Source organism: Bradyrhizobium pachyrhizi, from assembly GCF_001189245.1.
In the GTDB taxonomy this organism is placed as follows: domain Bacteria; phylum Pseudomonadota; class Alphaproteobacteria; order Rhizobiales; family Xanthobacteraceae; genus Bradyrhizobium; species Bradyrhizobium pachyrhizi.
In genome coordinates this window covers 115,112-128,703 of the sequence record NZ_LFIQ01000039.1, presented here as the reverse complement: position 1 = coordinate 128,703, position 13,592 = coordinate 115,112, and the positions used below count along the sequence as shown (strand labels likewise).

General features: G+C 64.8%; 10 protein-coding genes. 7 read left to right on the top strand and 3 right to left on the bottom strand.

Annotated features, from left to right (window positions below; all coding sequences use genetic code 11):
• The first annotated feature begins 3 nt into the window (after positions 1 to 3).
• The 4 genes from AKL29_RS05385 (at position 4) to AKL29_RS05365 (ending at position 4,766) form a co-directional block, all read left to right on the top strand.
• The gene (locus tag AKL29_RS05385) at positions 4 to 744 is read left to right on the top strand and encodes a di-trans,poly-cis-decaprenylcistransferase (protein ID WP_050383391.1); all 741 of its coding nucleotides are present in this window, start codon (positions 4 to 6) and stop codon (positions 742 to 744) included.
• Between the two features lie 111 nt (positions 745 to 855).
• Positions 856 to 2,382: a magnesium-protoporphyrin IX monomethyl ester anaerobic oxidative cyclase gene (bchE, locus tag AKL29_RS05380; RefSeq protein ID WP_050383390.1), complete on the top strand. Its 1,527-nt coding sequence runs from the start codon at positions 856 to 858 to the stop codon at positions 2,380 to 2,382.
• 124 nt (positions 2,383 to 2,506) lie between these two features.
• The gene (locus tag AKL29_RS05375) at positions 2,507 to 2,917 is read left to right on the top strand and encodes an aminoacyl-tRNA deacylase (RefSeq protein ID WP_244481768.1); all 411 of its coding nucleotides are present in this window, start codon (positions 2,507 to 2,509) and stop codon (positions 2,915 to 2,917) included.
• Between the two features lie 625 nt (positions 2,918 to 3,542).
• Positions 3,543 to 4,766, top strand: coding sequence for a threonine ammonia-lyase (locus AKL29_RS05365; RefSeq protein WP_050383388.1), 1,224 nt, complete (start codon positions 3,543 to 3,545; stop codon positions 4,764 to 4,766).
• Positions 4,767 to 4,936: 170 nt separating this feature from the next.
• Here the strand turns inward: AKL29_RS05365 and AKL29_RS05360 are convergent, their stop codons facing one another.
• The 3 genes from AKL29_RS05360 to AKL29_RS05350 all read right to left on the bottom strand — a co-directional run bounded on the left by AKL29_RS05360 (position 4,937) and on the right by AKL29_RS05350 (position 7,025).
• On the bottom strand, positions 4,937 to 5,449 hold the full coding sequence (locus AKL29_RS05360) for a DUF1697 domain-containing protein (RefSeq protein WP_050383387.1): 513 nt from the start codon (positions 5,447 to 5,449) through the stop codon (positions 4,937 to 4,939).
• A 3-nt stretch (positions 5,450 to 5,452) separates the two neighbouring features.
• Complete coding sequence (locus AKL29_RS05355) at positions 5,453 to 5,758, bottom strand: hypothetical protein (protein ID WP_050383386.1); 306 nt, start codon at positions 5,756 to 5,758, stop codon at positions 5,453 to 5,455.
• A gap of 154 nt (positions 5,759 to 5,912) precedes the next feature.
• Positions 5,913 to 7,025 carry a helix-turn-helix transcriptional regulator gene (locus AKL29_RS05350; RefSeq protein ID WP_050383385.1) on the bottom strand — a complete coding sequence of 371 codons (1,113 nt, stop codon included), beginning with the start codon at positions 7,023 to 7,025 and terminating at the stop codon, positions 5,913 to 5,915.
• Positions 7,026 to 7,690: 665 nt separating this feature from the next.
• Here AKL29_RS05350 and AKL29_RS05345 point away from each other — a divergent pair.
• From AKL29_RS05345 to AKL29_RS05335, 3 genes are all read left to right on the top strand, one after another.
• On the top strand, positions 7,691 to 8,827 hold the full coding sequence (locus tag AKL29_RS05345) for a hypothetical protein (protein WP_050383384.1): 1,137 nt from the start codon (positions 7,691 to 7,693) through the stop codon (positions 8,825 to 8,827).
• A 353-nt stretch (positions 8,828 to 9,180) separates the two neighbouring features.
• Complete coding sequence (locus AKL29_RS05340) at positions 9,181 to 10,416, top strand: efflux RND transporter periplasmic adaptor subunit (RefSeq protein ID WP_244481767.1); 1,236 nt, start codon at positions 9,181 to 9,183, stop codon at positions 10,414 to 10,416.
• Positions 10,413 to 13,559 (top strand): efflux RND transporter permease subunit, encoded by a 3,147-nt coding sequence (locus tag AKL29_RS05335; RefSeq protein WP_050383383.1) that lies wholly within the window; start codon positions 10,413 to 10,415, stop codon positions 13,557 to 13,559. The genes AKL29_RS05340 and AKL29_RS05335 overlap by 4 nt, the downstream gene beginning before the upstream one ends.
• Positions 13,560 to 13,592: the final 33 nt, after the last annotated feature.

Sequence of the window (13,592 nt, the reverse complement as noted above, 5' to 3'; positions counted from 1 at the left end):
GTGATGCAAAGTAACGTCGCGCTCAAGCCGGAAGCCGCCATCAGGCTCCATGTCGGCATCATCATGGACGGCAATGGCCGCTGGGCGACGCGGCGCGGCCTGTCACGGCTGCGCGGACACGAGGCCGGCGTCGAGGCGATCCGCCGCATCGTCGAGGCCGCGCCGGACCAGGGCGTCGGCACGCTGACGCTCTACGCCTTCTCGAGCGACAATTGGCGCCGTCCGAAGGCCGAGGTCGCCGCACTGATGGGGCTGTTGCGGTTCTACCTCGCCAACGAGATCGCCGCGCTTGTGCGCAACGGCGTTCGCCTCACCGTGATCGGCCGCCGCGATCGGCTGCCCGACGGCATCGCCGCCGCGATCACGCGCGCCGAGGCCGAGACCGCTGGCGGCACCACGCTGCATCTGCGCATCGCGATCGACTATTCGGCGCGCGACGCCATCCTGAACGCCGCCGCGCGCGCGGCCGGCACCGGCGAGCTTAGCCGCGAGACTTTCGCCGATCTCATCACCGGCGAGGCCGGCCTGCGCGACGTCGACCTGATCATCCGCACCTCGGGCGAGAAGCGGCTGTCGGACTTCCTGCTCTGGGAGGGCGCTTATGCCGAGCTGCATTTCACCGAGCGGATGTGGCCCGAATTCGATGCCGACGATCTCGCCGACGCGCTCGGCTCCTTCCATCGCCGCGAGCGCCGCTTCGGCGGACTGATCGCGATCGCGCCGGCGGAGGTGCCGAACCTCTAGCGCGTCAAGCCGCGCAAACTGCTCTCTTCCGAAAGCCCGGCCGGGGGGTTGGGCTCTCTCACAAGATGCGGGGACGAACGATCACGCCAACCAAAGCGGGAGCGATCATCCATGCGCATTCTTCTCATCAACGTACCGCATCCGGCGATCGGCAGCCGGATCCCCGACGACCATCTGCCGCCACTCGGCCTGCTGTCGATCGGCGGGCCGCTGATCGATGACGGCCACGACGTCGGTCTTATCGATGCCGAGTTCGGGCCGATGCCGGTCGAAGCCATCGTGGCGGAGGCATCGAGATTTGCACCGGATGCGGTGCTGTTCGGCCATTCCGGCTCGACGTCGGGCCATCCTGTGATCGCCGAGGTGGCGCAGGCGATCGTCAAGGCCGTGCCAAACGTGCGGATCGTCTATGGCGGCGTGTTTCCGACCTATCACTGGCGCGACATCCTGCGCGAGGAGCGCTACGTCACCGCGATCGTGCGCGGCGAGGGCGAAGAAACCGCGCGGCGTCTGATGCGGGCGCTGGAGGCCGGCGAGGATCTTCGCATCACCAACGGTATCGCGTTCCGCGACGATTATGGGCCGCGCATCACGCCGCCTGCGCCTGTTATCCGTGATCTCGATGCCCATCGCGTCGGATGGGAATTGATCGATCACGCGCGCTACAGCTATTGGGGCGGCCTGTGCGCCGTCGTCGTGCAGTTCTCGCGTGGCTGTCCGCATCTTTGCAATTACTGCGGCCAGCGCGGCTTCTGGACGCGATGGCGGCACCGCGATCCCGTGCGCTTTGCAAAAGAGCTGGCGCGGCTCCATCGCGAGCACGGCGTCAAGGTGATCAATTTCGCCGACGAGAATCCGACCGTCTCGAAGAAGGCGTGGCGGGCCTTTCTCGAGGCCTTGATCGCGGAGGATGTCGATCTGATCCTGGTCGGCTCGACCCGCGCCGACGACATCGTGCGCGACGCCGACATCCTGCATCTCTACAAGAAAGCGGGCTGGCAGCGCTTCCTGCTGGGCATGGAGAACACCGACGAGAAGACGCTGGAGCTGATCCGCAAGGGCGCGACCACCACGATCGATCGCGAGGCCATCCGTTTGATGCGCCGGCACGGAATGCTGTCGATGGCGACCTGGGTGGTCGGCTTCGAGGAGGAAACCGATCGCGACCATTGGCGCGGTCTCAGGCAGCTGTTGTCCTATGATCCCGACCAGATCCAGATGCTGTACGTCACGCCGCATCGCTGGACGCCGTATTTCCGTCTCGCGGCGGAGCGGCGCGTCATCCAGACCGATCGCAGGCTCTGGGACTACAAGCATCAGGTGCTGGCGACCCGGCACATGCCGCCATGGCGCGTACTGCTCTGGTTCAAGTTCACCGAGATGGTGCTGCAGTGCCGCCCGAAGGCGCTGCTCCGCGTGCTGCTCCACCGCGACGCCGGACTTCGTCACGCGATGCGCTGGTACACGCAGATGGGCCGCCGCGTCTGGCCGCATGAAATTCTCGGCTTCCTGCGCGGCAAAAGACTCAAGCACGGGCCGACGGTGCAGGAATTTTGGGGCGCGCCGCAGGATATGGAGGAGGAATCGATGTCGTCGCACCGGCCCGAGCGCCGCGTCGGCACATCACGCGCGGCGTAAGTCGATACCGTCTTGTCGGGTTCTGGATAACTGGCGCTGATGACTGGACGCCTGAGTCATCAGCGCGATAATTTCCAGGTCGGCTGCGCAGAACAAAAAGAACCGTGGCGGTCGAGGCGTCGAGTTGAGCATACAGGTTGCGATCTTAAAAATATTGGCCAGTCACGTCCGCGGCAAAGCCACAATCAATTCACTCAAGCACGATCTCGCAATCCTCTCATCGAGCGGCGACGATTGGCATGCGCGGATCAAACGTCTGGCGTCGCGGGTCCCCGAACTCGACATCTTTAGCAATCGCTATGTGCTCCGTGACGTCGAAGGCTGGGAGATCACATCGGCCGGTCGCGAGTTCCTGCGCGCGCTGGAGGCGGTCACGCAAGACAATCTGCCGTCCGCGCCATCGGCCGAGACCGTAATCCGCGCCGAGGGCAGGCTGATCGTGGTCGGTCACCGCTTCAAGAATCGCGTGCGGGCACCGAGCGATACCGAACAGAGCACATTGGCGCGCCGCCGGCCGATTCGTGAACCGCATTGAACCTCACTGCGCTGCACGCGACCTACCTTCGGGGCGTGGCTCCGGAGGTCGCAAATGACTGCTTTGGCTCAATCGATCGCACGCGCGTTTTCGGCCAATTCGCTTCGGAGCAGCATCGCCCGGCATGTCCTGTTGTTTGCGTCCGCTGTCCTGTTCGTCGCGGCACTCAGGGCAAGCTACGGCCTTGATCTCAGCGCCGGTCTCTTTTAGCGGCGCGACAAATTATCCGGCTTCAAGTCATATTGGGTAACCTGACCGGGGCAGCCAGGCGCACGCTCTCCTTGCATCGCGAACCCGGGCCGGTCTTCCATGGATAAGCCGATGCGCTGCCAGTGCGGCAGGACGCGAACCATTGTGCTCGACAAGCATTTCCGCACCGCGCTTGTATGCCCAAAATGCGATGAGGTTCAGCTGGCCGGTCCGGCCAAGCCGGAGGAACGGGTGTCGGCCGCACGCTGAAGCGCGATGAGATCAGGTTGAATCGTCATCGCGCGCTAGCTCGTTGTTTAAGCATCATCTTTCCGGAAGACCGCTTCGCACTTTTCCGGATTATGCTCTGCGCGGTCGTTTTCGGCGCCGAAACCCGCTAGGTTCCGTCTGACGAAACGGACCAAAGCGAAACCCGATGCCGCAGCCTTCCGACACCACCGCCATCACCCTTGCCGACATACGCCGTGCCGCGGATGTGATCCGGGATGCGGTCATGGTCACGGCCTGCAACGAGAGCCGCACGCTGGGCGAGATCTGCGGCTGTCGCCTGTTCCTCAAATTCGAGAACCTGCAGTTCACCGCGACCTTCAAGGAGCGCGGCGCGCTGAACCGCCTGCAGGCGCTGTCGCCCGCGGAGCGCAAGCGCGGGGTAATCGCGATGTCGGCCGGCAATCACGCCCAGGGCGTGGCCTATCACGCGAAGCGGCTCGGCATCCCCGCCACCATCGTGATGCCGATCGGGACGCCGATGGTGAAGATCGAGAACACCAGGCGGCACGGCGCCGAGGTCATCATCACCGGGCAGACGCTGGAAGAATGCTTCGCGTTCGTCGGCTCGCATGCCGCGCAGAAGGGCCTGATCCTGATCCATCCCTATGACGATCCGCTGATCATTGCAGGACAGGGCACGATCGGACTTGAAATGCTCGCGACGGCGCCGGAGCTCGATATCCTGGTGGTACCGATCGGCGGCGGCGGGCTGATCTCGGGCATCGCCACGGCCGCGAAGACGTTGAAGCCGTCGATCCAGATCGTCGGCGTGCAGGCCCAGCTCTATCCGTCAATGTACAATGCGGTCAAAGGCGAGCAGCTGCCGATGCGCGGCGACACCCTCGCCGAGGGCATTGCGGTCAAGGCTCCCGGGCAGATCACCACGAAAATCGTGCGCGAGCTCGTCGACGACATCATCCTGGTCAGCGAGGACCAGATCGAGCGCGCGGTCGCGACCCTGATCTCGATCGAGAAGACGGTGGTCGAGGGCGCCGGCGCGGCCGGCCTCGCCGCCGTGCTCGCGGCACCGGCGCGCTTTGCCGGCCGCAATGTCGGCCTGGTGCTGACCGGCGGCAATATCGACACCAGGCTGATCGCCTCGGTCCTGACCCGCGAGCTCGCCCGCGAGGGACGGCTGACGCAACTGGCGCTCGACATCGTCGACCGGCCCGGACAGCTCGCGGCGGTGTCGATCCTGCTTGCCGATGCCGGCGCCAATATCATCGAGGTCTCGCACCAGCGCACCTTCTCCGATCTTCCGGCGAAGGCGACGCTGCTCGAGCTCGTGATCGAAACCCGCGACCGGGCCCATCTGGAGGACGTGCTGGCAAGGCTCAGCGCCGAAGGATTTACGGTGCGGGAAACCTAGCGACTTTGCGCTATCTGCCACGAACTAAAGTGCCTAACCCGCCATCCTGAGGAGGCCGCAACGCGGCCGTCTCGAAGGATGAATCGGCCACCGGCCGTGCCGTGCATCTTCGAGACGCGCGCAAGTGCGCTCCCCAGGATGACGGTTCACTAGGCAAATGGGGCTGATGCTCACTCACCCGCCGCCAGCTCGGCGAGCTTCGCGATGGTGTTGATGTTGCGCGCGGTACCCTTGGCGGCGGCGGGGATCTTCAGCTTCGAGCGGCCCATGCCGCTGCCATAGGCGACATAGATCTCGCGCTTGCCGAGCCGCACCTCTTCGTCCTGCTGACCCTTGATGTCCTTCAAGGCGTCCTTCGGCGGCGGCTCGTCGAGGAAGATCGCGACAGTATAGTTCGGCGGCGCTTTCGGAAACGGATTGGCTTTCAGCACCGCGGCGATCTCGTCCGCGCTGCGGATGGCGACGCCGACCGGCTTGCCGGCATAGGCCTGCAGCCGCCGCTCCAGCGTGGCCTTGACGTTGGCCGCGCCGAGCTTCGAGGAGAACACGACATTGCCGCTGGCGATATAGGTCTGCGCGTCGGCAAATCCCTCGTCGACGCACATCGCCTTCAACTCGGTCATCGGCAGCTTGCCGGTGCCGCCGACATTGACCGCGCGCAGCAGGGCGACGTAACGCGGCATCGACTAGCCGTCGGTTTTCTTCTTCGCGGGCTTCTTGGCCGGCGGCGGCTCTTCCATCGCCTTCTTCATGGCGCGGGCATAGGCGTCGGCGGCGTTCTCGGCCGAATTCTGCAACCTCTTGGCGGTCGCGGTTGCGTTCAGCATCGTGCTCTTGGCCAGGAAGCGGAAGCGTGCCTTGGCCTCCTTGTCCTTGGCCTTGGCGGCGCGCGTGACCCAGACGGCCTGGCGTTTCTTGGCAGCCGCCATCACGGCCTTGGTCTGCGCTTTTGCGGTTTGCCGGATGACGGCGTCGAGGTCGGCTTCGGCCATTCAGTTGCACTCATTGACTGGACATGCGCCGGGCGGGGCGCGCGGAGGGAGAGGAGCTACCCCTAGCGTAACCGGTACCGTTTGAACATGCGATCCTTTTGCGAATTCCCGGAGGATCGCATCGACCCCTGCACCGAGGCTTGCGCGGCGTGCGCTAGTCTCCTGACGACCCCGGCGGCACCTTCGCGCCGGCGAGCAGTCCGGCCAGCTCCACCTGCCGGCCCAGTCCGGTCTTGGCCAGCACTGCCTTGAGCTGGTTGCGCACCGTTTCGCGGGAGATGCCGAATGCGCCGGCGATTGCCTCGACGGTGCGTCCTTCGCCGATGCCGCGCGCGACGCGCGCCTCCGCCGGCGTCAGGTCGAACAGGCCCTGCAGCACTTCCGCGGTCGGCACCTCGGCCGGCACCACCGGCGTCACGATCACGATCGCCGCCGCGCGGTCGAACAGGTCTCGTGCCGCGCCATGGATCGGGACCAGATGCACGATCAGCGGCGGCCGATCCTCCTGCGCCGCGATCGGCACCGAGCGCACCTCCACGCTGATCAGTCCTTGATCAAGCGCGGCCAGCGCCTGGGCGAACAGCGTGTCGGCAGCCGTCGACGCCAGCGTCAGGCGCTCGCCGCGATCCTGCATCACGTCGGGCACCAGGCGGTCGAACAGCGCGTTGGCCGCCATCAGGCGGCCGCCGCGCCGCAGCACTGCCGCGGGCAGGCCGAGCATCGCCAGCGATTCGGTTGCCGCCCTGGCGCGCTCCATCCCGAGCCGCGCCGACAGCAGCGCCGCACGCGCCAGATGCGGCCGCAGCGCGTCGAGCTGCTCGATTGCCTCCCGCTCGATCGGTCCGTGCTGGTATTCGCGCTCGACGCTGTAGATCAGCACGTCGCCGCTCGGTACCGGGATCGCGGTACCGGCGCCCCATCCGAGCCCGCGCGGGCGGAAGAATTCGCGGATCTGGAAATCCTGCTGCACCTCCTCGGGCGTATCGAACACGTCGATGTCGCGCAGGAAGCCGGCATGGTTGGCCGCGAGCAAGCGCGGCAATCGCCCGTTGCGCTCGTGCCAGCCGCCTTCGACATAGGCCACGGTGTCGTCGTGCATGTCGGGGGATGCGACCCAGCGGACGTCGTGCGGGGCCGCCGTCAGCAGCACGATACCGCGCGCACGCGCGATCGCACCGACCTGATGCAGGACATTCGGCCACAATTCGGGGACAACCGCGGCCTCATAGGCCAGTTCAATCAGATGCTCGTGCAGGTCGTTCGCCATCGGTCATTCCAAAAACCGTTGTTGCCCAATAGATAAACCCGGCGACCCCGGAAATATTGCGTAAAGCAATTCAGCCTGAGCCACGAGTCCGGGTTATTCCGGTGCGCGTTCACGCGCATCAGGGGGGAATTCCGACGTTTTCGCCGCTCTTCTTCGCGATTTTCGCGCGGGCGCCTGGGCCTCGCTCGCTCGGCTGCGACCCGGCGCGCGGCCGCCGGCGCCCGGACGACGAATTCGAAGGCCGATGCCAGGTCGGCGGGGCAGACCCAAGACTTGATAGAGGCTCGAAAGAGACTTGATGAAGACTCGATAATCGGGCCCGGCGATCATCGCCGCGTGTGGCGAAATCGAAGCTGCGTGACAGGTGGAAATATTCCGAAGCATCTCGAAACCTGATTGGCGTGACTGGCGCTGCGCCAGCCCCGTCGGCGTCACACATTTGCAACGCTGCACGCGATCGTTCGAGCATGAACATCCTTTAATTTGTATCCGCGCGATCCGTGGCGCCAGCTAGGGCGTGATCCGGAAAAGTGCGAAGCGGTTTTCCGAAAAGGATCATGCCTAAGGGGGGCCTAAGCGCGATGACGATTCAAACCGGGTCTCATCGCGTTGTGAGCGGCCAAGTCTGACATTCACGCGAGCCATCGTCGGCTCGGAGAGGGCCGATGATCAGCCGCAGGGCGCTTTCCGGATTGTTGATGACGCTGGTCGGCCCCTCGTCGCGGGCCGGCAGCGAGGGGCTGGCGCTGGGCCATTGCCAGGGATCATGCGCGAATGTCGACTTGCCGACCCTTGGCTACGATCAGTTCTGCCGGTCGTTGTTCGATATCGCGGCAAGCGGCAGGCTGCATGCGGTCGCAACCGGTTCGGAGATTCGCGGAGAGATGCGATCTCTGTTCCGGGCGCGGCGGCTTTATCGGCCGTCGCACGACGAGATCCGGGTTCTCTGGCGCGCGCCCGCGGATAGCTTCTCGGTCGTGAAGGTCGAGTTCGATCTGGAATGCGGCGTGCCGGTGCGCGGATGTCTTGGAATTCCCGGCGGAGAATTCAAAGGATTGATCCTGCTCGGCCACGGCATGGCGAGCACGCCGGAGCGCTGCTTCGACGATGCCGACAAGGACTACATGAACGCGCTCGGCAAACGGCTATGTCGGGACGGCTATGTCGTCTGGTGTCCTTACATCATCCAGATCGGAAATCAGGAGAGCCAGAACAACATCGCCGCGATGCTGGCATCGCACGGTGTCTCCGCCCACAACGTGTCATGCGCATCGCTCGACGCCGGCGAAATCGTTTGCAGGAAGCTCACCGGCGCGTCGGGTTTGAATGTCGGCGTCTACGGGGTGTCCTGGGGCGCCTTTCTCGCGCTGCATCTGGAAGCCGCGACTGGGCGGATGCGGCCGACTGTCGTATCCGGATATATGCGCGACGAGAAGAAGTTCCTGATGTCATCCGTCATCACCAGGAATCTCGGCGTCGAACTTGCGGCCTACATCCATTTCAGCAACGGCCGCGCCAAATACGCCGGCGCCGGTCTGGCATATCTGCTTTGTCCATGTCCGCTGTTCGCCGAGATTGGCAATCGTGACGGTGCAAACGCGATGGAGCTCGGGCGGGATGAGAAGTTCGCGGAGATGCGGTCGGTCTACGCATCGTCAGGCCATCCGCATTTGATCGACATCGACGTTTTCGACGGCGTGCACGAGGTCAGCGGCAAGCGTGCAAGGCCTTGGCTGTACGAGCACCTTGCGTCGCCTCTCTATCAACAGACGTCTCGTTTAAAGGGCGCCATCGCGCTGTGAGCGCTCGGCCCGCGGCCGCGCCCGATCCGTCGTCGACCACGCGCAGAGCTGAGCTCGACCATGCCGAGGTAGCGCTCATTTGCATCACATTGCCGGGAGTTTTCGGTGTCCGCGGCATGCCCCGCGCTGGATGGCGGTCGCAATCGCGGTGCGATTGCAGCGCCGCGTGACGTTTCTTAAAACTGTCCTTCAGCCGAGATCGCTGGAACAAGAGCGATCAGCTTACAGGATTGTCGGATTGGCCGCGTTATGATCTGCTGCAAAGCACCTGCCCATCCTGACCTTCGGGTCTGAGGGAACTCGACGTCATATCCGTCTCGTAGCGTCTGTTGGTAGCCGAAGGGTTGGACTGCATGAGTGGTACGGAACGCATGCTCGGCGGTTTGGCAGGGGTTCTCGTATCGGCGGGGTTGGTGGCGGCGGGAGTATCAGCGGCCCATGCCCAGGCGGGGCCGCCGGGGCCTCCTGCTGTAGGCGTGTTCGAGGCGGTAAAGCGGCCGATCACCGAAACCAATGAATTTCTCGGACGCATCGAGGCCCCCAACCGCGTCAACGTGGTGGCGCGTGTGACCGCGTTCCTGGACAAGCGGAACTTTGTCGAGGGCTCCGAGGTCAAGGCCGGCGATCTCTTGTACCAACTCGAGCGCGGCCCGTTCGAAGCCGATCTCGCATCGAAGAAGGCACAGGTCGCCCAGTTGCAGGCGACGCTGGTCAACGCCAAGCTGACCACCGATCGCGCCAAGGCTTTGATGGGCGGCCCGGCCGGCCAGCAATCCAATGTTGATGCGGCGGTCGCCAACCAGCAGAGCCTCGAGGCGCAGGTGCAGGCCGCGCAGGCGCAGGTCGACCTGTCCCAGATCAATCTCGACTACACCATGATCCACTCGCCGATCGACGGCAGGATCGGACGCACCGCGGTCACCGAGGGCAACGTCGTGACGCCGAGCTCGGGAACCCTGACGACCATCGTCAGCCAGGACCCGATGTATGTTACCTTTCCCGTGCCGGTGCGCGAGGCGCTCGATCTGCGCGACCGTTATGCGACGCGCGGCGGCTTCAAGGCCGTCGTCATCCGCCTGCGGTTGCCGGACGGCCGGCTGTACGACAAGACCGGCGAGCTGAACTTCGTCAACAACACGATCGCGCAGAACACCGACACCATCTCCCTGCGCGGCGTCATCCCCAACCCGTCAACCTACACCTCCGTCGCAGCCGGCGGCTCGGTCCGCGAACTCACCGACAATGAGTTCGTGACCGTTCTCCTCGAAGGCGTGCAGCCGGTCGAGGTGCTCGCGATCCCGCGTTCGGCGGTGCTGTCGGACCAGCAGGGCGAATATGTCTATGTCGTCGGCGCGGACAACAAGGCCGAGCAAAGGCGGATCCAGCTTGGGCAATCGACCGCAACGATTGCGGCGGTGACGAGCGGCATCTCGCTCGGCGACAAGGTCGTCGTCGAGGGGTTGCAGAAGGTCAAGCCGGGCGAGGTGGTGGCGCCGGGGCCCGTCAGCGCGCTGATCCAGTCGAGCATGAAGGTTTCGGCGGACGGCGGCGCCGGCAACACGCCGAAATCGACGGGCAATAACCCATGATTTCTGCCGTCTTCGTCGATCGTCCGCGGCTTGCGATCGTCATCGCGTTCGTGATCACAATCGCGGGCGCGCTGGCGCTGATGCAGATTCCGGTCGCGCAGTTCCCGGACATCGTGCCGCCGCAGGTCACGGTCTCCGCCGTGTTCCCCGGCGCATCGGCTGAAGTGGTGGAATCGAGCGTCGCCCAGCCGCTGGAAGCGCAGGTCGTGGGCGTCGACAAGATGCTCTACATGAAATCGACCAGCGGCAATGACGGCAGCTACACGCTGACGGTCTCGTTCGCGCTCGGCACCGATCCCGATATCAACACCGTCAACGTCAACAACCGCGTGCAGAGCGCGCTCGCGCAATTGCCGACCGAGGTGCAGGCGCAGGGCCTGACCGTGCAGAAGAAATCCTCGGCAGTGCTGCAATTCATCGTGCTGTACAGCAAGAGCGGCGATCAGGATCCGCTGTTCATCACCAACTACGCTATCATCAACGTGCTGGACGCGATCTCGCGCACGCCTGGTGTCGGGCAGGCCTCGCTGTTCGCGAAGCTGAACTATTCGATGCGGATCTGGTTCGATACCCAGCGCCTGACCAGCCTCAATCTGGCGCCGTCGGACGTGATCGCCGCGATCCGGGCGCAAAGCGTGCAGGCACCGGTCGGCCGCATCGGCGCGCGTCCGATCAGCAACGACCAGCAGTTCCAGTTCAATGTGCAGACGCAGGGCCGCCTGACGACATCCAAGCAGTTCGGCGACATCGTGCTGCGGGCCAATCCGGACGGATCGGTGCTGCGGATCAGGGACGTTGCTCGCGTCGAGATCGGCGCGCAGAACATGGATTCAGAGTCGCGGATCGACGGCAATCCCGGCGTGCCGATGGGCATCTATCTCGCGCCCGGCGCCAATGCCGTGACCACGGCCAAGGCGGTGCAGGCCACGCTTGCGCGGTTGTCGGAGCGGTTTCCGCCGGGGCTGACCTATCTCGTGCAGTACGACTCCACCACCTTCGTGTCCGATACGATCAAGGAGGTGATGAAGACGCTCGGCGAGGCCTTCGTGCTCGTCGTGATCGTGGTGTTCCTGTTCCTCGGCAATCTGCGCGCCACGGTGATCCCGGCGGTCGCGGTTCCGGTCAGCCTGATCGGCGCCTTCGCGGTGCTGCTCGCGCTCGGCTATTCCGCCAATACGGTCTCGCTGCTGGCGATGGTGCTTGCGATCGGCATCGTGGTCGACGACGCCATCGTCGTGGTCGAGAACGTCGAGCGCGTCATGGAGGAGGAGCCGGAGCTGTCGCCGGCCGACGCCACCAAGAAGGCGATGGCGCAGATCACCGCGCCGATCATCGCGATCTCGCTTGTGCTGCTCTCGGTGTTCGTGCCGATCGCGTTCATCCCGGGCATTTCCGGCACGCTGTTCCGCCAGTTCGCGGTGACCATCAGCGCCGCGATGGTGATCTCGGCGCTGAATGCGCTGACCTTGTCGCCGGCACTGTGCGCCGTGTTCCTGCGCCATGGCGGACCGCGCCGCGGCATCATGGGACGGGTGCTCGGCAGCATCGACTGGGTGCGCGACCGCTATGCCGGCGTGGTGCAACGGCTGGTTCGTGTGGCGGTGCTGTCGCTGGTTGCGGTGCTGGTGTTTGCCGGCGCGGTGTTCGGCGTGTCGAAGATCACGCCGACCGGCTTCCTGCCCGAGGAGGATCAGGGCGCCTTCTTCATCGCGGTGCAATTGCCCGACGGCGCGTCGGTGGCGCGCACCAGCGAGGTGACCAAGCAGGTTGAGGCGCTTCTGAAGAAGAATCCGGCGATCGACCATGTGTTGTCGATCATCGGCTTCTCGCTGCTCGACGGAGCCAGCGAGCCGAATTCGGCATTCATGGTGGCGCGCATGAAGGCGTTCGCCGACCGCAAGGCCGTCACCGACTCGGTGCAGGCGGCGATCGGGCAGACCTTCGTCGGGGGATCGCAGATTCGTCAGGCATCGGTGCTGCCGTTCAACCTGCCGCCGATCATCGGGCTTTCGACCTCCGGCGGCTTCGAATATCAGCTCGAGGCACTGGAAGGGCAGGATCCGGCCTCGCTCAGCAGCGTGATGGGCGGGCTGATCGGTGCTGCGAACCGCAATCCGAATCTGGCCCGCGTGTTCTCGACCTTCACCGCGACCAACCCGTCGGTCTATCTCGATATCGATCGCGCCAAGGCGCAGGCGCTCGGCCTCAACATGGCCGACGTCTTCACCGCGCTGCAGGCCACGCTCGGCGGCATCTATGTCAACAACTTCAACCTGTTCGGCCGTACCTGGCAGGTCAATGTGCAGGGAGATGCCGCCGATCGCCGCGACATTCCCGACATCTGGCAGATCTATGTGCGCAACAGCGGCGGCGAGATGGTGCCGATCCGCTCCATCGCGTCCTTGCGCATCGTGACCGGACCGCAGGTGATCACGCGCTACAACAATTATCGTTCGGTCACCGTGAACGGCAGCCCGGCGGCGGGCGTGTCCTCGGGCACCGCGATCGCGACGATGGCCGACCTCTCCAAGTCGACGCTGCCTTCCGGCTATTCCTACGAGTGGACCGGCACGGCCTATCAGGAGCAGGCGGCCTCCGGCCAAACCGGCATCATCCTCGGGCTCGCGGTGCTATTTGCCTATCTGTTCCTGGTCGCGCTGTATGAGAGCTGGACGATCCCGATTCCCGTGCTGCTGTCGGTCACGGTCGGCGTGTTCGGTTCCTATCTTGCGATCAAGCTCGCGGGTCTGAACCTCGATCTCTACGGCCAGATCGGCCTCGTGGTGCTGATCGCGCTCGCCGCCAAGAACGGGATCCTGATCGTCGAGTTCGCCAAGGAGCAGCGCGAGGCCGGCAAGCCGATCACGGAGGCCGCGACGATGGGCGCGCAGATGCGCTTCCGCGCCGTCATGATGACATCAATTGCCTTCATCCTCGGCTTGGTGCCGCTGGTGGTCGCGACCGGTGCCGCGGAAATCAGCCGCCGCGCGGTCGGCACCGCGGTGTTCGGCGGTATGCTCGCCGCAAGCTCGGTCGGCATCTTCCTGGTGCCGATGCTGTTCGTCACCTTCCAGGGCTGGCGCGAGGGTGTAAAGAACCGCTTCGGCAGACGGAGCAAGGCGGAACAGCCTGCCTCGCATTAGATCCCGCCTAATCCCTTCGCGCATTAGCGGAGC

Coding starts and splice junctions, on each gene's coding strand:
- AKL29_RS05385 (WP_050383391.1), top strand. CDS start 4: ATGCAAAGTAACGTCGCGCTCAAGCCGGAAGCCGCCATCAGGCTCCAT.
- bchE (WP_050383390.1), top strand. CDS start 856: ATGCGCATTCTTCTCATCAACGTACCGCATCCGGCGATCGGCAGCCGG.
- AKL29_RS05365 (WP_050383388.1), top strand. CDS start 3,543: ATGCCGCAGCCTTCCGACACCACCGCCATCACCCTTGCCGACATACGC.
- AKL29_RS05360 (WP_050383387.1), bottom strand. CDS start 5,449: ATGCCGCGTTACGTCGCCCTGCTGCGCGCGGTCAATGTCGGCGGCACC.
- AKL29_RS05355 (WP_050383386.1), bottom strand. CDS start 5,758: ATGGCCGAAGCCGACCTCGACGCCGTCATCCGGCAAACCGCAAAAGCG.
- AKL29_RS05350 (WP_050383385.1), bottom strand. CDS start 7,025: ATGGCGAACGACCTGCACGAGCATCTGATTGAACTGGCCTATGAGGCC.
- AKL29_RS05345 (WP_050383384.1), top strand. CDS start 7,691: ATGATCAGCCGCAGGGCGCTTTCCGGATTGTTGATGACGCTGGTCGGC.
- AKL29_RS05340 (WP_244481767.1), top strand. CDS start 9,181: ATGAGTGGTACGGAACGCATGCTCGGCGGTTTGGCAGGGGTTCTCGTA.
- AKL29_RS05335 (WP_050383383.1), top strand. CDS start 10,413: ATGATTTCTGCCGTCTTCGTCGATCGTCCGCGGCTTGCGATCGTCATC.